The organism is Candidatus Ponderosibacter sp. Uisw_141_02 (assembly GCF_048087665.1).
Taxonomy (GTDB): Bacteria; Pseudomonadota; Alphaproteobacteria; order Puniceispirillales; family Puniceispirillaceae; genus UBA3439.
In genome coordinates this window covers 57,457-74,449 of sequence record NZ_CP159807.1, presented here as the reverse complement: position 1 = coordinate 74,449, position 16,993 = coordinate 57,457, and the positions used below count along the sequence as shown (strand labels likewise).

Sequence of the window (16,993 nt, the reverse complement as noted above, 5' to 3'; positions counted from 1 at the left end):
GCGCAAATAGTCTTGATCGCTTAAGACCCAATCTTTGCTTAAAAGAAACCATGGTCAACACAGATAAAAATCAGATCAACCTCGGTCACTCTCCGGTCACTCTTGGAACGCTTTTTCGAGTGACACGGGTATACTTAAGTCGCTAGAATCGATACACGATCAACCAACCGACACAGGCTGTGATCAAGGGTATTGTTGAAGATTCATGGTTAAGGGAAATGGCGCGCTCGGGAAGATTCGAACTCCCGACCCCTAGATTCGTAGTCTAGTGCTCTATCCAGCTGAGCTACGAGCGCGTCTTTGGCCTTTGGTCAATCACCGGCTTGCCTTGCGGCTTTGGCGGTGAGTGTCAACCAATGAGGCGCAACATAGGTTAAGCCTTAGGCGCTTGCAAGTGAATATTCACCCGACTTTACCGACTTTTTTATTGGTCATTCCAATCGGTCTTTTTTCATCGCCTGAATCGGTTGTGAAAAAAATACCGTATCAAGCATATGCTTTGGCTTTACAGCTTTTGAGGCAACCCGATATGATGGCGCCCGCAACAAGTCCCTCGGGGGCTTTGTCTTTGGTCAAGGGTGAGAAGCATGACAGAACAGCGTATCAAATCATTTCCAGTTTCATGGGAAGAATTACATCGCACCTCAAAGGCTTTGGCCTGGCGGCTGCTCGAGCTTGGCCCGTTTGACGGATTGATTGCGGTCACGCGTGGCGGGCTTGTGCCAGCGGCAATTGTTGCGCGTGAATTGGAAATTCGGCTGATTGATACGGCCTGTATTTCATCCTATGCCGGCAATGAACGTGGCAAGCTTGATGTTCTCAAACCATCGCCCTTGGCCGGCGATGGCAGCGGCTGGTTGATTGTTGATGATCTTGTCGATACGGGCGAAACCGCCAAGGCGCTAAAGCTGATGCTGCCAAAGGCGCATCTGGCAACCGTTTATGCAAAACCGGCTGGGCGGCCGCTTGTCGATACATTTGTTACCGAAGTCTCGCAGGATACTTGGATTTTCTTTCCATGGGATCTTGAACCGCAGCCATCAACCCCGATCATTGGCCAACGCTAGATCAAATGATGCTCAATCGAAGGGCGCTTATTGGGTGGGTGGTTAGAGAGTTTTGGGCTTTAGCGTGCTTGGCTAAAGAGTGACACATTTACAGGCTTTGCGGCGCGGCAATATCATGCCACTCGGTCTCATTTGTGTTGGACAAGGTCGGGAAAACGCGCGAAGGAAATTGAATGTGGAATTCCGAGCCGTCACTACCTGACCGGCTAAGCGGAAGCATGCCATTTTGTGCCATTGTCAGATCGCGTGAAATGGCAAGCCCAAGCCCGCCGCCGCTGCCTTGTTTGCTTTTGAATGGCGCCAAATTAATGCAAAACATGTTAAAAACCGGTATTATGGGTTATTAAGGCAATGATGCGCGGCGGTTTTTGCTGATGAATTGGAAATAACGCGTCAAAATCATTGCCGGCCCAATGCAAATATCATTGACAGATGCGCCCACGCGGCCTATACCCCGCACTCAATATTTTTCTATATTCACAGTCATAAAGGAGCGTTCAGATGAAACGCACCTATCAGCCTAGCGTATTGGTTCGCAAGCGCCGTCACGGTTTTCGTTCACGCATGGCCACTGTTGGTGGTCGTCGGGTCATTCAGGCTCGTCGTGCAAAAGGCCGTGCGCGCCTCTCAGCGTAACGATATTCACAAGGATACCGGTATTTGGTGTCTGACATGAAAACCATACCGTCGCGCGCCGGATTTCTTGCGGCGCGGTCCAAGGGCGAAAAAGCCCTTGCCAGAGGTCTTGTAATCCAAGCCGTCACCCGCGATTCGGATGATTGGCGGATTGGTCTCACCGCTACCAAAAAAATTGGCAATGCCGTCACGCGTAATCGGGCACGGCGGCGCATGCGCGCTTTGGCGCGAGATCATCTGTCGCCATTGGCAAAAAATGGCATTGATTATGTGTTGATTGCCCGTCACGACACCGCAACGGCGGATTGGCAGGACATGGCCAAAGGGTTGAAAAAAGCTATCCGCTATCTTCATCGCACCATCGCCAACAGCACAAATTCTGACGCCAAGTCTGACGCCAAGCCCGATTCCAAGCCAAACGCAAAGCCACTGGCAGACGGCCAACCACAGGATGACCCATGAACCGGTTTGGCGGCTTTGCGCAAAAGGTAGCGGCTAGTTTCCTGCTTGGGCTGATTGCATTTTACCGTTTGTTTATCTCGCCGCTTTTGGGGGCAAATTGTCGGCATTTGCCAACATGCTCACAATATGCGAAAGATGCGGTAATCACACATGGACCCTTGCATGGATCTTACTATGCGCTAAAACGTATTCTGCGCTGTCACCCTTGGGCCGAACCGAGGGTCGATCCAGTGCCACCATTCTTGAACAGGCTAAAAGCCGTGAAAAATATTAATACCAAAAACCAAAGGTTAGGTGAATGACTCCCGAAAATCGTAATCTGATTCTGGCTGTTGCGCTGTCAATGGCTGTTTTGTTTGGCTGGCAGATATTGGTCATTCAGCCCGAACTGGAAAAAGAACAGGCGCAACAAGCCCTGATCGCGGAACAGCAGGCAGCAACTGCCAAGACACAGAATGTCGATGGCACGCCAGCAATCGCCAACACCGGTGAGGTGGTCAACCTAACACCGGGCGTTGCAGGACAGGATGTCGCAACCGCCGATACGGCCAAACGCATCACCATTGACGCGCCATTGGTTCAAGGCTCTTTCTCGCTTCAGGGCGCGCGGATCGATGATATTATTTTGACCGGCTATCGCGAAACTTTGGATGACGCATCAGATAATATTCAGTTTTTGAAAAAGACCAGCTCACAAGCACCCTTTTTTGCCGAATTTGGCTGGGCGAGTTCAGATGCAGACCAGCCAATGCCATCAGCGCAAACCCTATGGGCGGGTGATCGTGATCTGTTATCACCATCAAGTCCGGTAACCTTGCGCTGGGACAATGGCAAAGGTCTGGTTTTCACCCGCAAGATTTCAATCAATGATGATTATCTGATCACTTATGATGATTCGGTCGCCAGCAGCCTTGGCACGGCGATCACCATGTATCCTTTTGGTTTAGTACGCCGCCAAGGGACGCCGCCAACAAGCGGGATCTATATTCTGCATGAGGGCGCGCTTGGCGTTTTTGACGAAACCCTAAAAGAAGAAGATTATTCGGATTTGAGAGACGCCCCTGCCGGCGGCATGAAAGTCGCACCAGAGGCTGCGGGTGGCTGGATTGGTATTACCGATAAATATTGGCTTGCCGCATTATTGCCATCGCAGCAGGAAAAATTCACCTACAGCTTTCAGTCATTACCGGGCAAGACCGACCGTTATCAGGTCGATTATATAGATAATGTTGGTTTGACCTTGGCCGCCGGTTCGGCAGTCAGCACCCAAGCGCGGCTTTTTGCCGGTGCCAAAAAAGTGGCTTTGCTAGATTATTATGAAGAAGAATTGGGCATTCCAAATTTCGATTTGGCGATTGATTTTGGCTGGTTCTATTTCCTGACCAAGCCGTTTTTCTATGCCATTGACTGGCTGTTTAATTTATTTGGTAATTTTGGCGTGGCAACACTGGCCTTTACCGTTGTTGTAAAGCTTGCCTTTTTCCCACTTGCCAATAAATCCTATCGTTCGATGGCAAAGATGCGGATTCTGACACCGAAACTGCAATCGCTTCGCGAACGGTTTGGTGATGACCGGATGAAGCTGAACCAAGAAATGATGGCGCTGTACAAGGCGGAAAAGGTCAATCCGGCAGCAGGCTGTTTGCCGGTGCTATTGCAGATTCCGGTATTTTTTGCGCTTTACAAGGTTTTATTTGTGACCATCGAAATGCGACATGCGCCTTTCTTTGGCTGGATCGCCGATTTGTCAGCACCTGACCCGACCTCAATTTTCAATGTCTTTGGCTTATTACCCTTTTCCGTCGATTTTCTACCACCATTCTTACAATTAGGCTTATGGCCAATTTTCATGGGTATTTCCATGTTTTTGCAAATGCGCTTGAATCCGACACCGCCTGATCCAATCCAGGCTAAAGTATTCCAGTGGATGCCGGTGTTTTTTACTTTCCTGCTAGCCACTTTCCCGGCCGGTTTGGTAATTTACTGGACATGGAACAACCTTCTTTCAATGGCGCAGCAATGGTACATCATGAAACAAGTGGCGAAGAGCGGCTAGCCATCACAAATGAGGCTGGTCGGCTGCTTTTTGCCGGCCAGTGTGATTTTATCGCCGCCGCCAATAATATGAAGGCATTGCCGCCGGTTACCTTGCCGGAAATCTGCTTTGCTGGCCGATCGAATGTTGGCAAATCCTCGCTGGTGAATGGATTGACCGGACGGCGAATGCTGGCGCGAACATCGCAAACGCCGGGCCGAACACGGCAATTGATTTTTTTCAATCTTGCCGATCGCCTGCAATTGGTTGATTTGCCCGGCTATGGCTATGCCTCGGCACCCAAAACCGACATCAAGGCCTGGACCAATCTCACCCGCAAATATCTTGCCGGTCGCCCATCCTTGCAGCGGGTATTTTTGCTGATTGATAGTCGGCGCGGTGTTGGCCCAGCCGATCATGATATCATGGCGCTTCTTGATGAAACGGCGGTGTCATGGGCGGTGGTGATGACTAAAGCCGATAAACAAAAAGCTGAATCCCTGGCGAAAATATGCAAGGAAACCAAAACAAAAATCAGTAAATATGTTGCCGCCTATCCCGAATTATTCATCACCTCATCTGAAAATGGAACCGGCATTGAGGCATTGCGGGCGCATTTGTCGGGATTTGCTCTGCCAAAGGCCGATCGAACTGCCCCCTAAAGCGAGATAAGCGATTTAACCCCCGAAACCGAATTAAATTGCGCCAAGCTATTGCGCTCTTGGCGGGATTGCCGATAATCAGCGCGGTAAATAGGCGCAAGGCCATTGGCATCTGCGCTCTTTTCGAAAAATCCGGCCTGATATGGCCCTTGCTTTAAAGGCGATCACGATGGAAAACTCAGCTGACCAGATGCAGGTTGATCTGCTAGCGAAAACCGGAATGCTTATCGAGGCACTTCCGTTTATGCGCCGCTATTCTGGCAAAACCATCCTCGTTAAATTTGGCGGCCATGCGATGGGCAAGGCTGATTATGTGAATGCGTTTGCCGCCGATATCGCTTTACTGGATCAGGTTGGCGCAAGGCCGGTTGTGGTTCATGGCGGCGGGCCACAAATTGGTGATATGCTGAAAAAATTGCAAATCGAATCAAACTTTATTGATGGTCTGCGCGTCACCGATGAGGCCACGATTTCGGTTGTTGAAATGGTTCTTGCTGGCGGCATTAACAAGGCGCTTGTCGCCGCGATTGCTGGTGCCGGAGGACGCGCTGTTGGCGTGTCTGGCAAGGATGGTGGGCTGCTTACGGCCCGCAAATTGATGGCAGTGGCAAAAGCCAGCGACAGTGCGATTCAGCAAGCGGTTGATCTTGGCTTTGTTGGCGAGCCATCACATGTTGATGTGACTGTTTTAAATGCGCTGATGCAGCATCATTTGATTCCCGTTGTTGCACCCGTTGGCAGCGGCGAAGATGGCAAGACCTATAATATCAATGCCGATACCGCAGCTGGTGCCATTGCCGCAGCCTTGAATGCAACGCGCATGTTAATGCTTACCGATGTATCAGGGGTTTTGGACAAGAACGGCAAATTGATTAGCAGCCTAACGATTAGCCAAGCCGAAGCCTTGATCCATGATGGTACGGTTTCTGGCGGCATGATTCCAAAAGTTAAAACCTGTATTGATGCTGTTCAAGGCGGTGCTGAAGGCGCGGTAATCATGGATGGCCGCGCACCGCATGCGCTTCTTGTAGAATTATTCACCGAACATGGTATGGGAACCATGATCACCGCCGATTAATGTATTTTTGATTAGGAAGAATGATAACCATTATGACAGCTACTTTTCCAACCCAATCGATCGGTGACTGGATTTTCGATCTCGATAACACCATCTATCCGGCCAAAACCAATCTGTTTCGCCGCGTATCGGTTCGGATTACCGAATTTGTTGCGGCGCATTATAATGTTGCTGATGATGATGCGCGGGTGATTCAAAAGGATTTGTTTCACCGCTATGGAACCACCATGCGCGGCATGATGAGCGAAGAAAATATCCAGCCCAAAGTCTATCTCGATTATGTCCATGATATTGATGTTAGTGATCTTGACCATGACCAAGAGCTTGATTCCATGTTAACCGCGTTGCCCGGGCGGAAACATATTTTTACCAACGGCACCGTTCCGCATGCGGAAAATATTTTATCGGCCTATGGTGTTCGTCATCATTTTGATCAGATTTTTGATATTGTTGCCGCCGATTATATTCCCAAGCCAGATCAATATGCCTTTGATTGTTTTTTAAAACAGACCGGCATTGACCCGAATGGTGCGGTCATGATCGAAGATATGGCCGCCAATCTGCAGCCCGCAGCCGCGCTTGGCATGCGTACGGTTTGGCTGGCAAGTGATATTGAATGGGCTAATCACGGCTCGGATGAAGCTTATGTGCATTTTAAAGCCGATGACCTAAAGGGGTTTTTGCGCTCGCTTGCCCTTGCTGGGTGATCAATCAAAAGACTGACGTGACGGCATTATGGACGCATGGGCCGGTAAACGCTATAACGACAGGGGCGGGCAATTGGCCTGTCAAATTTAAGGAGAAAAGCATGGATTTGGCGCAACTTGAAACCGAAATCAACGCCGTATGGGACAATCGTGATGTGGTAAATGCCGCGACCACAGGGGCGGTTCGTGACGCTGTTGCAGCTGCGCTTGCTTTGCTTGACTCGGGAACAGCGCGTGTCGCAGAACCGGCTGGCGATCATCAATGGACGGTGAATCAATGGCTGAAAAAAGCGGTGCTTTTATCATTTCGTCTGAATGACATGCAAACAATCCCAAGTGGAACCATCTATGAAGGTGCTGGCGAATCTGTGTGGTGGGACAAGGTGCCACCAAAATTTAGCGGCTGGGATGAAGCGCGTTTCCGCGAAGCCGGTTTTCGTGCCGTGCCGGGCTGTATTGTTCGCCATTCGGCCTTTATTGCGCCAAATGCCGTCTTGATGCCAAGCTTTGTGAATCTTGGTGCCTATGTTGGCAGCGGAACAATGGTTGATACATGGGCAACGGTTGGATCATGCGCGCAGATTGGCAAGAATGTGCATCTGTCAGGCGGGGCTGGTATTGGCGGGGTTTTGGAACCTTTGCAGGCCGGACCGGTCATCATTGAGGATGATTGCTTTATCGGTGCCCGTTCAGAAGTTGTTGAAGGTGTGGTTGTTGAAACCGGTGCGGTTTTGTCGATGGGTGTGTTTATTGGCGCTTCGACCAAAATTGTCGATCGGGTTACCGGCGAAGTGCATATTGGCCGCGTGCCAGCCTATTCAGTTGTTGTGCCTGGCAGCCTTCCCGGCAAGCCATTGGCCGATGGATCACCTGGCCCGTCACTATATTGCGCCGTAATCATCAAAAAAGTTGACGAAAAGACCCGTGCAAAAACATCTATAAATGATCTTTTGAGAGATTAAAACCATGCCATCCTATGCGGTTCAACTTGCGCAAAGACTTGTGCGCTGCCCATCGGTAACACCGATTGAAGGCGGGGCGCTTGATCTGTTGCAGGATGAATTCACCAAGCTTGGCTTTAACTGCACAAGATTGCCTTTTGGCGCTGGGGACAAGCGGATTGATAATCTGTGTGCACGCCGTGGGAAAGGCAGCCCTCATTTCGCCTTTGCCGGACATACTGATGTTGTGCCGGTTGGAGATGCCGCGCAATGGCAGCATGACCCTTTTGGCGGCACGCTTGTCGATGGCAAATTATATGGCCGTGGTGCGGCTGATATGAAAGGTGGCATCGCCGCTTTTGTTGCCGCCGTATCCGCTCTTGACGGTGCCGATGACTCAGGGTCGATCAGCTTTATCATCACCGGTGATGAAGAAGGCGATGCTGATTTCGGCACGGTTAAGATGGTTGAATGGTTACAGGCAAATGGTCAGGTGCCAGATGTGTGTGTTGTTGGCGAGCCAACCAATCCATCACGTCTTGGCGATGTGATTAAGAACGGCCGCCGCGGCAGCCTGTCCTGCCAATTGCGCGTTGACGGGGTGCAAGGCCATGTTGCCTATCCGCATCTGGCCGATAATCCGATTACCCGCTTGATTGCGATGTTGGCACCGGTGAATGGCACCGCGCTTGATGGCGGCAATGATTATTTTGACCCGTCAGCGGCGAATGTGACCAGCATCGATACTGGCAACGAAGCTGGCAATGTCATTCCCGCATCCGTATCGGCCAAGTTCAATATCCGGTTCAATACCGAACATAATTCAGATGATTTAATTGGTTGGCTAGAAGAACATTTCAACCGTGTTGGCGGCGAATGGACGGCGACATGGCGTGCCTCGGCACAGCCCTTTGTGACGCCTGTCGGCAGCTTTACCAAATTGATGCAGGCAGCGATTAAATCGGTCACCGGACAAAAGCCGGTTCTGTCAACAAGCGGTGGCACATCGGATGCGCGCTTTATCACAAATATCTGTCCCGTTGCCGAATTTGGCCTTGTTGGTCAAACCATGCATCAGGTCGATGAGCATGTTGACGCTGCTGACATCGACCAGCTTGCGAAAATCTATCATGAAATGCTGGTTCGTTTTTTTAAGGGTGACTCTTAAATGGCATCATTGCCCAATCTATCACCATCAAGCCTGTTCGCCCTGATTCGGGTGACATTGCTTGTCATGCTTGGCCGAAAACCAGCGATTGGCAGTTATGACACATCGCCAGCGGGGGTTTGGCAGGCAATTGCAGCATCGATTGTCTTTACGCTTTTGGTCACGATTTATCCGGGGCTTGAGGCGACTCCAAACCTATTTTTCGCGGCGCTGCTTTTGCAATTGATCGGCGTTGTCATGCTGGTGCTTTTGATCAATCTGTTGTTAAAAGCGCTTGGCCGACCAGATAAGTTACTGCCGTTTATCGTGCCATTTTTATGGATCGAAAATCTGCAACAGCTTCTTGGCGGCATTGTTCAAAGCCTGACCGTGATGACCGGTGATCAAACGCTGATGATTTCGATTTTGCCGGTTGCCGTTTGGACCTGCTATTGGTTGTGGCGGATTGGCCGCGATATCGTCGGCAAGGGCGGCTTGGTAGCGGCAGGGTTCATCGCCCTGTCATTCATGATCGATGTCAGCCTTCTTTATATGCTTCAGTCGCGACTGCCAGCCATCGGCGGATAATCAACCCCAACAAGATACAAGCCCTCGGGCGGGGCGGTTGGGCCAGCCGCACTGCGGTCACAGGCAGCAAGCGCGGTTTTCACATCATCGGCGTGCCATTTACCAGTGCCAACAAGCGCCAAAGTTCCGGTGATATTACGCACTTGGTGATGCAGGAATGACCGCGCCTCGGCATGAATGTGAATTTCATCACCAACCTTTTCAACATCCAAACGATCAAGCGTCCGCAAGGGTGATTCAGCCTGACATTGGCTTGCCCGAAAACTGGTGAAATCATGCCGCCCAAGCAAATGTTTGGCAGCGTTTGCCATCGCTATTGGATCAAGCGGGGGTTTGTGATGCCAGACCCGTCCGGCATCAAGCGCTGGCGGTTGGCGGCGCGGCAAAATCCGGTATAGATAGCGCCTGCCAATGGCACTGAATCGGGCATGAAATTCGGCTGGCACCTCAACCGCATGTCGAATGCTGATCGGCATTCTGGCAAGATGGGCGTTCAACGCCTCCAGCACCCTGTTGGCGGTGAATTTATCGGGAACGTCAAGATGCGCTGCCTGCGCGGTGGCATGAACGCCTGAATCGGTGCGCCCTGCGCCGGCAACCGCAACTGGTGACAATAAAAAAGCTGCGGCGGCATCTTCAATCCGGGCCTGAACCGAATCGGCATTATCCTGACGCTGCCATCCTGAAAAGGGGCCGCCATCATATTCAATGGTGATTAGAATACGCCGCGTCATTTGGTTTCTGGGCTGGTTTCAGGATGCAAAAACGCACCAATCGCCAGCGCTGTCCCGTTCAGAAAATCACTTGCCGTCATGCTGGTTTTTCCCGCCGGTTGTACCTTTGTGATTTTCAGCGCATCTTGCCCACAAGCGATTATCATTGCGCCATCATCGGTCTTGCCAAGAAAGCTGCCGGCCAATGCGTTCTGGGGCGCTACGTTCTGGTGCGTTGCGGTCGTTTGTGTCGCTGGCATCGCCATCGGGCTTGCCTCTAAAATGCGTAATCGGCCTTTTGGCGCAAAACACCATGCGCCCGGATAGGGTGCAAAAGCACGGATGTGACAATCAAGAACATTGGCAGGCTGCTGCCAATCAATCATCGCCTCGGCCGAGCTGATTTTGGCAGCATAGATAATGCCGTCATCGGCTTGCGGTGTTGGTGATGCCAAACTATCTGGCGCACCGTCAATCACCGCACCAAGACATGCCGCAGTCAAATCGGCCAACCGGTCATGCAGGCTGGCGGCATTATCATGCTTGCTGATTGCTGTTTGACGAACGCCAACAACGGGGCCGGTATCAAGCCCGGTTTCCATGATCATTGCCGAAATGCCGGTTTCGCTGTCGCCGGCTTGGATCGCACGCTGGATCGGCGCGGCACCCCGCCACCGCGGCAATAAAGATGCGTGGCCGTTCAAACAGCCAAACCGCGGAATGGCCAAAATCGTTGCTGGCAATAACAGCCCATAGGCAACCACAACGAATAAATCGGCATCATGGCTTGCAAGCTGCGCCTCAATTTCAGCAGATTTTAAATGTTCGGGGGTGAAAACTGGCAAGCCCGCAGCATCAGCATAGGCGGCAACAGGCACCGGCGTTGTTTTCATGCCACGGCCAGATTTTTTGGCTGGCTGGCTGTAGACAGCGCAAACCTCATGCGTTTTGACAAGATGATCAAGCGTCGGAATGGCAAAGGCCGGACTGCCCATAAAGACAATGCGCTGCTTTGCGCCTTTCTGCGGCGGCGTATCGGCCATTTCGGCGTCTGCCATTTTGGCGTCTGCCATTTTATCGTCTGAATGAGGGGCGGTCATGCATGACCTCCGGTTAGTTGCGCGATGTCGTTTGACGCATTTCCTTCATGACCCGCCGCAAAATCATATCACGTTTCAAGCGGGAAATATGATCGATGAACAGCACGCCATTCAAATGATCAATCTCATGCTGAACACAAGCCGCCAACAGCCCGCTAGCAACAAGTGACTGCATCTCACCAGCCTCATCAAGATAGCGCACTTCAACTTCGGCTGGCCGTTCAACATCGGCCGTTTGGTCGGGAATAGAAAGACAGCCTTCTTCCAAGATGGCGCGGGCGTCTGATTCGCGAATAATTTCCGGATTAATCATTTTGAATAATTCGGGCGCATCATCCTTGCCACAATCCATAACAATGACACGCTGGCCAACATTGACCTGCGGTGCGGCAAGGCCAATGCCCGGCGCGTCATACATGGTTGCCGCCATATCATCCAGAAGCTGGCGAATGCCATCGGTGATTTCGGTCACCGGCTTTGCCGTTTCGCGTAAAACCGGATCTGGCACTTTGACAATTGGGACAAGCTTGGCAGTGGCTGGCATAAGTAAAATTCCTAAATGTGACTTCGGCCAAAGGAAACGGGCAATGCTGTTTGGTGCAGCACTATTTCATCCGGGTTTGGTCAGTTTCGGTTTTAATGGATTAGAAGATGGTGTCGTTGCAGTCAAGTTGCTAGCATGTCAAACCTGGCACGGGGGAAACGCCAGACCATTTTTGAAAAGGCGTTACAGGTGATGAACATGACTGGCATGGAACTGATTTTGATTGCAGGCCTGTTTGGCGTGATTGGGCTTGGCGTGCTATTTTTGCGACGCGGGAAACTGCCGGAAAATGGCCAAGATTTTGCCGAATTGCGCGGCCAGCTTGCCCAAATGGCAAGCCAATCTAATGAATTGCAGCGGCTAATTGCCGAACAGATGGCGCAAAGCGAAGGTCGCCTTGGCAACCGGCTTGAGCAATCGCTTCGTGACCAGAATGAGCGAACGACCAAATCATTGACCGGCATGGCTGAAAAGCTAGCGGTCATCACCGAGGCCAACACCCACATTTCGGCATTAACCAATCAGGTAACGCAGCTTCAAAATATTTTATCCAACAAACAGGCGCGTGGCAGTTTTGGCGAGGTGCAGTTGGAAAATCTGGTGCGTGATGCGCTTCCGGAAAATGCGTTTGATTTTCAGGCAACGCTTGGCAATGGTCGGCGCGTCGATTGTTTGCTTCGCCTGCCCAATCCACCCGGACCAATCGCCATTGATTCCAAATTTCCGCTTGAGGCCTATCGCCGTTTGACCAGCGCGGCGAATGATGCCGAACGTGACGCGGCAAAGCGATTGCTGGAAAATGATGTGAAAAAACATATTCAGGATATCGCCGAAAAATATATTATCCCGGGTGAAACCGCCGAAAGCGCCATTTTATTTTTACCGTCCGAATCGGTTTATGCCGAAATCAATATTCAATTGCCAAAGCTGGTCGAGGCCAGCCGCAAGGCGCGTGTCTATATGGCGGGGCCGGATAATCTGATGCTGTTGCTGCATACGGTCAGAGCCATTTTGCGTGATGCGCGCATGCATGAAGCGGCAGGCCTAATCCAGACACAGGTCGATTTGATGATGAAGGATGTGTATCGTCTCGAAGATCGTGTTGCCAAATTGGCAACGCATTTTTCCCAAGCCGAAAAAGATATTTCGGATATCCAGACATCGACTGGCAAGATTATTTCACGCGGCAATAAAATTGACGAAATCGAAGTTCTGGATGCCGATGAGGCAACACCGGCCGCGCCAAAGACCGATTTGCTAGGCTAAGCGCGACTTTGGCTGCAACGATCTGGCGATATGGCGTGATGAATGGCATGACGATATGGCATGGTTGGGGGGTTAATTAATTATGCCGGCTAAAATTCCAGCTTGGCACGCGCTTTCAACGCCTGTGCCAGCGTGCCATCGTCAAGATAATCCAGCTCGCCACCAACCGGCATACCATGCGCCAATCGGGTAATATCAAGCGGCAGATTTGCCAGTTTTTCGCCGATATAATGCGCCGTGGTTTGTCCATCAACGGTTGCTGATAACGCCAGAATAATTTCGGCAGTATCGTCATGTCCGGCACGGCGAACCAGCCGGTCAATATGCAAATCTTCGGGCCCGCGCCCATCAAGCGCGCTAAGCGTGCCGCCTAGAACATGATACAGCCCACGATAAACCGACGCCCGTTCCATCGCCCATAAATCGCCAACATCCTCAACAACACAAATCCGGCTGCGGTCACGGCGGCTATCGGCGCAGATGCTGCAATGATCGGTGATATCAAGATTACCACATTCAACACAGGCACGAACATTGCTGGCAACATTATGCAGTTCTTCGGCAAGTGGAAGCATTAGACGGTCGCGGTTTTTCAGCAAAAACAAAACAGCGCGCCGCGCCGATCTTGGCCCAAGCCCCGGAAGGCGGCCAAGCCTGCGGATTAGATTTTCAAGCGAATTATGCATTTTAGAACGGCAAATTCATTCCGGGTGGAAGTGGCAACCCGCCGGTAATATCTTTCAGCAGACGCGCCTTTTCACCCGCCGCCTCATCAAGCGCGTTATTCGTGGCAAGACAAATCATATCTTCCAACATATCAACATCATCAGGTGCCAAAGCTGCCGGATCAAGCTTTAGCCGAACCAGCTTGCCATCGCCGCTAACCGTTGCGCTAACGGCACCGCCACCAACCATTGCAGTAAATTCCATGGTGGCAAGATCGGCCTGCATGCTTTCAATCCGGCCTTGCATTTCTTGCACTTTTTTCATCATGCCAGCCATATTGCGCATCATCCCGACATCTCCTCATCATCGTCATTATTTTGTCCAGCTTCCAAAAGCCCATTATCATCGACAAGCGTTAATGCTGCATCCGGGGTTTCGGGGATTTTGATTTCATCAATGCTGGCACCGGGAAAAATATCTAGAATCTGTGCCACCAAAGGTTCGCTAGCGATGGTGTCGCGCAGCTTTTCATCAGCATCGCGCTGTTCTTCGGCAAGGGTTTGCGCGCCGCCTGATTCGGAAAGTGATACAAGCCAGCGTTGACCTGTCCATTGGCTAAGATATCGGGCGATATCGCCGGCCAATTGACCAGGCGCAGCACCAACAAGACCAATTTGTAAATTGCCCGGTTTTAACGACACCAGCTTTACATGATTGCGAATTAGCGCTGCCAACAACATCTCGCCATTGGTTTCGGCAAGCGCGACAATCTCGGCAAGCGAGCTTGGCATGCCCGCCCCTGTGTCGATTGGCGCTGTCTCGACTGATGATGCAACAGGTGCCGACGTGGCAGGTGCCGATGCAACAGGTGCTGATGATGCAACAGGTGCCGACGTGGCAGGTGCCGATGCAACAGGTGCTGATGATGGGCTTGGCGGTGCTGATGGGCTGGTCTTTGGCAATTTCTGCATCAATTCGCCCGGGGTTGGCATATGCGCTGTATGCGCCAGCCGAATGATCAGCATTTCGCACGCCGCCGCTGGATTGGGCGCTTGGCCAAGCTCGCCATGGCCTTTTAGCAATAGCTGCCATGCCCGTCCAAGGCGGGCAATGCCTGATTCGGCAAGACCGGCAATCATCTCGCGCTCGCTTTCGATCAGCGCGTCATTACTGCCACCTGCGGCCTGCATGCTGGCAAGATGGATTAAATCTAAAAGATCAGTGACCAGCATTTCTGGCTCGGCACCACGGCTATAGGCAATGTTAAAAGCGGCAAGCGCCGAAGGCGCGTCACCCGCCAGCGCGGCCGTCAGGACGGTTTGTGACTCGCGCCGTCCAGGTCGCCCAAGCATATCAGCAACCGTGTCATTGGTCAGCTTGTCCGCGGTCATTGCCGCGGCCTGATCAAGCAAGGATAGCGCGTCACGAACCGACCCTTCGGCGGCGCGCGCAATGGCAGCAAGCGCATCTTCATCCGCCGCAATCGATTCGCGTTGGCAAATCATGCCAAGATGCCCGGCCAGCATGGCCGCCGGAACACGCCGCAAATCATAGCGCTGGCACCGCGATAAAATCGTAACCGGCACTTTTCTGATTTCGGTTGTGGCAAAGATGAATTTTACCGCGTCAGGCGGTTCTTCCAAGGTTTTCAAAAGCGCGTTAAAGGCGCTTTTCGACATCATATGCACTTCGTCAATAATATAGATTTTATAGCGTGCCGAAACGGGCCGATAGCCAACGCCTTCGATAATTTCGCGGGCATCATCAACACCGGTATGGCTGGCAGCGTCAATTTCCAGAACATCAACATGACGTCCTGCTGCGATGGATTTGCATGGCTCGCATTGACCACATGGTTCAAGCGTGGCGTCACCATTCCCATCGGCACCAATACAATTCAGCCCCTTAGCAAGAAGGCGCGCCGTTGATGTTTTGCCAATGCCGCGAACACCGGTCAGCACAAAAGCATGGGCGAGCCTGCCAAGCGAAAGCGCATTCCCAAGCGTGCGAACAAGCGCATCCTGACCAATCAGTTCGGAAAAAGTATCAGGACGATATTTGCGGGCCAATACTCGATAGGCTGGCTTGGCGGTGTCAGTCATCGGCTGGTAAACACCTATCTCTTGCTCTTGGCCACGCGAAGATTTGTGACCGGTCGGATCAGTCGCCATTGGCGCTATCAAGCTGGCGCCATCTTCAGCCAAGCCGAATCCCGAAAAAGGGAAAAGCCATTGCGGCCATGCCAAGCGCGATGCGCCAAAACGCCAAAAGTCAGTGGAAGACTGGATGACCCGTAAACATCCTACTGCGGCTGCTTCCTTTCGGACCTGACCGGATTGGCAGGGGCAACGTCCGCCCAGCCTTCCTGCCTATCTGTATGAAACAAAGCAGCGGTTTCGACAAGTTTTTTATGGCCAAAGGCAGGGTTATTAACGCAATAAATGCCGAATTCGGACTCGTAATTATGACCGTGATGGGCTTGCCGGATAGCTGCCAAGAACATGGACTTCGTCTTTGCTGCAATAAAAGCGCAATTCTTCCATCGCATTCTGCATTGCCGGATCATCAATATGTGCCTGAACATCCATATAGAATTGCGCCTGCTCGGCAACGCCAGCGCGAATATAGGATTCAAGTTTAGTCAGATTGACCCCATTCGTTGCGAATCCGCCCAAGGCTTTATAAAGCGCGGCTGGCACGCTTCGTAATTGAAACACCAGCGTTGTGATCATATCGCCGCCAACGGCTGGAACCGATGATGTTGCCGACATGAGCAAAAACCGCGTGGTGTTGTGTTCATCATCTTCAGCAGACTCAAACAGAATATCGAGGCCATAGATTTCAGCTGCCAAACGCGATGCAATCGCGCCAGTTTTCGGATCACCAGCGGCGGCAACATCCTTGGCCGCGCCTGCGGTATCGGGATGCATGACGGGGGTTAGACCAAGCCCGCGAACACGGTTGCGGCATTGCGCAAGCCCCTGAGCATGACTGTGAACATGGGTCAATTGATCAAGCGTGGCGCCGCGCGGTGCCATGATGTGATGATTAACCCGGTGGAAATGCTCACCAATGATATAAAGCCCGGATGATGGCAATAGATGATGGATGTCGGCAACGCGCCCAGCAATCGAATTTTCGACCGGCACCATCGCAAGGCTGGCGCGTCCATCTTGGACTTCGGTCAGCATATCTTCAAACGACGCGCAGGCGACCGGCTCCATATCAGGCTTTACGGCCTGACATGCCATATGCGAATAGGCACCCGGGACGCCTTGAAAGGCGATTTTATTAGCTGCATCTGACATCGAATTTCCTTTGGCTTAACGGGCTTATGTCACGGTCTGACCTTCCCTGCCGTCATCAAGACTGGCCCGAAGC

20 protein-coding genes, 1 tRNA gene and 1 other RNA gene are annotated in these 16,993 nt (G+C 51.8%); 12 read left to right on the top strand and 10 right to left on the bottom strand.

The genetic code is table 11. The annotated features are described in order from the left end of the window. Nucleotides 1–219 precede the first annotated feature (219 nt). A tRNA-Arg gene (locus tag ABXT40_RS00385) sits at nt 220–296 on the bottom strand. Between the two features lie 291 nt (nt 297–587). Between ABXT40_RS00385 and gpt the strand changes: the two genes are divergently transcribed. Then, nucleotides 588–1,067, top strand: coding sequence for a xanthine phosphoribosyltransferase (gene gpt / locus ABXT40_RS00380; RefSeq protein WP_443645867.1), 480 nt, complete (start codon nt 588–590; stop codon nt 1,065–1,067). 88 nt (nt 1,068–1,155) lie between these two features. Here the strand turns inward: gpt and ABXT40_RS00375 are convergent, their stop codons facing one another. Then, on the bottom strand, nt 1,156–1,386 hold the full coding sequence (locus ABXT40_RS00375) for an ATP-binding protein (RefSeq protein ID WP_443645866.1): 231 nt from the start codon (nt 1,384–1,386) through the stop codon (nt 1,156–1,158). Nucleotides 1,387–1,568: 182 nt separating this feature from the next. On the opposite strand from ABXT40_RS00375, the gene rpmH reads away from it, so the two are divergent. The 10 genes from rpmH to ABXT40_RS00325 all read left to right on the top strand — a co-directional run bounded on the left by rpmH (nt 1,569) and on the right by ABXT40_RS00325 (nt 9,323). Next, complete coding sequence (gene rpmH, locus ABXT40_RS00370; protein WP_443645865.1) at nt 1,569–1,703, top strand: 50S ribosomal protein L34; 135 nt, start codon at nt 1,569–1,571, stop codon at nt 1,701–1,703. A gap of 36 nt (nt 1,704–1,739) precedes the next feature. Next, nucleotides 1,740–2,165, top strand: a complete 426-nt coding sequence (rnpA, locus tag ABXT40_RS00365) for a ribonuclease P protein component (RefSeq protein WP_443646934.1) — start codon at nt 1,740–1,742, stop codon at nt 2,163–2,165. Further along, entirely contained in the window at nt 2,162–2,467 is a 306-nt protein-coding gene (gene yidD, locus ABXT40_RS00360) for a membrane protein insertion efficiency factor YidD (protein ID WP_443645864.1), read from the top strand. Before rnpA ends, yidD begins: the two co-directional genes overlap by 4 nt. Continuing rightward, nucleotides 2,464–4,221: a membrane protein insertase YidC gene (gene yidC, locus ABXT40_RS00355; protein ID WP_443645863.1), complete on the top strand. Its 1,758-nt coding sequence runs from the start codon at nt 2,464–2,466 to the stop codon at nt 4,219–4,221. The genes yidD and yidC overlap by 4 nt, the downstream gene beginning before the upstream one ends. Then, nucleotides 4,185–4,862, top strand: coding sequence for a ribosome biogenesis GTP-binding protein YihA/YsxC (gene yihA, locus ABXT40_RS00350; RefSeq protein WP_443645862.1), 678 nt, complete (start codon nt 4,185–4,187; stop codon nt 4,860–4,862). Before yidC ends, yihA begins: the two co-directional genes overlap by 37 nt. 169 nt (nt 4,863–5,031) lie before the next feature. Next, nucleotides 5,032–5,940: an acetylglutamate kinase gene (argB, locus tag ABXT40_RS00345; RefSeq protein ID WP_443645861.1), complete on the top strand. Its 909-nt coding sequence runs from the start codon at nt 5,032–5,034 to the stop codon at nt 5,938–5,940. A 32-nt stretch (nt 5,941–5,972) separates the two neighbouring features. After that, complete coding sequence (locus ABXT40_RS00340; RefSeq protein WP_443645860.1) at nt 5,973–6,647, top strand: pyrimidine 5'-nucleotidase; 675 nt, start codon at nt 5,973–5,975, stop codon at nt 6,645–6,647. A 101-nt stretch (nt 6,648–6,748) separates the two neighbouring features. Next, a complete protein-coding gene (gene dapD / locus ABXT40_RS00335; RefSeq protein ID WP_443645859.1) occupies nt 6,749–7,609 on the top strand; it encodes a 2,3,4,5-tetrahydropyridine-2,6-dicarboxylate N-succinyltransferase in 861 nt (286 codons plus the stop codon). Nucleotides 7,610–7,613: 4 nt separating this feature from the next. Then, nucleotides 7,614–8,756 (top strand): succinyl-diaminopimelate desuccinylase, encoded by a 1,143-nt coding sequence (dapE, locus tag ABXT40_RS00330; protein ID WP_443645858.1) that lies wholly within the window; start codon nt 7,614–7,616, stop codon nt 8,754–8,756. Then, nucleotides 8,757–9,323 (top strand): hypothetical protein, encoded by a 567-nt coding sequence (locus tag ABXT40_RS00325; RefSeq protein WP_443645857.1) that lies wholly within the window; start codon nt 8,757–8,759, stop codon nt 9,321–9,323. Here the strand turns inward: ABXT40_RS00325 and truA are convergent. The 3 genes from truA to def are packed head-to-tail and all read right to left on the bottom strand — an operon-like array spanning nt 9,293 to nt 11,680. Beyond that, nucleotides 9,293–10,057: a tRNA pseudouridine(38-40) synthase TruA gene (gene truA, locus ABXT40_RS00320; RefSeq protein WP_443645856.1), complete on the bottom strand. Its 765-nt coding sequence runs from the start codon at nt 10,055–10,057 to the stop codon at nt 9,293–9,295. The genes ABXT40_RS00325 and truA overlap by 31 nt on opposite strands. Further along, nucleotides 10,054–11,136 carry a methionyl-tRNA formyltransferase gene (gene fmt / locus ABXT40_RS00315; protein WP_443645855.1) on the bottom strand — a complete coding sequence of 361 codons (1,083 nt, stop codon included), beginning with the start codon at nt 11,134–11,136 and terminating at the stop codon, nt 10,054–10,056. The genes truA and fmt overlap by 4 nt, the downstream gene beginning before the upstream one ends. 13 nt (nt 11,137–11,149) lie before the next feature. Continuing rightward, nucleotides 11,150–11,680, bottom strand: a complete 531-nt coding sequence (gene def / locus ABXT40_RS00310) for a peptide deformylase (protein WP_443645854.1) — start codon at nt 11,678–11,680, stop codon at nt 11,150–11,152. A gap of 135 nt (nt 11,681–11,815) precedes the next feature. Between def and ABXT40_RS00305 the strand changes: the two genes are divergently transcribed. Continuing rightward, a complete protein-coding gene (locus ABXT40_RS00305) occupies nt 11,816–12,946 on the top strand; it encodes a DNA recombination protein RmuC (RefSeq protein ID WP_443645853.1) in 1,131 nt (376 codons plus the stop codon). Nucleotides 12,947–13,035: 89 nt separating this feature from the next. Here ABXT40_RS00305 and recR read toward each other — a convergent pair whose 3' ends face one another. The 5 genes from recR to ABXT40_RS00280 form a co-directional block, all read right to left on the bottom strand. Further along, on the bottom strand, nt 13,036–13,632 hold the full coding sequence (gene recR, locus ABXT40_RS00300; RefSeq protein WP_443645852.1) for a recombination mediator RecR: 597 nt from the start codon (nt 13,630–13,632) through the stop codon (nt 13,036–13,038). Nucleotide 13,633: 1 nt separating this feature from the next. Next, nucleotides 13,634–13,960, bottom strand: a complete 327-nt coding sequence (locus ABXT40_RS00295) for a YbaB/EbfC family nucleoid-associated protein (protein WP_443645851.1) — start codon at nt 13,958–13,960, stop codon at nt 13,634–13,636. Continuing rightward, nucleotides 13,957–15,858 (bottom strand): DNA polymerase III subunit gamma/tau, encoded by a 1,902-nt coding sequence (locus tag ABXT40_RS00290; protein WP_443645850.1) that lies wholly within the window; start codon nt 15,856–15,858, stop codon nt 13,957–13,959. The genes ABXT40_RS00295 and ABXT40_RS00290 overlap by 4 nt, the downstream gene beginning before the upstream one ends. A gap of 26 nt (nt 15,859–15,884) precedes the next feature. Next, nucleotides 15,885–15,979: signal recognition particle sRNA small type (ffs, locus tag ABXT40_RS00285), an RNA gene on the bottom strand. A gap of 95 nt (nt 15,980–16,074) precedes the next feature. Beyond that, entirely contained in the window at nt 16,075–16,920 is an 846-nt protein-coding gene (locus tag ABXT40_RS00280) for a prephenate dehydratase (protein ID WP_443645849.1), read from the bottom strand. Between the last annotated feature and the right edge of the window lie 73 nt (nt 16,921–16,993).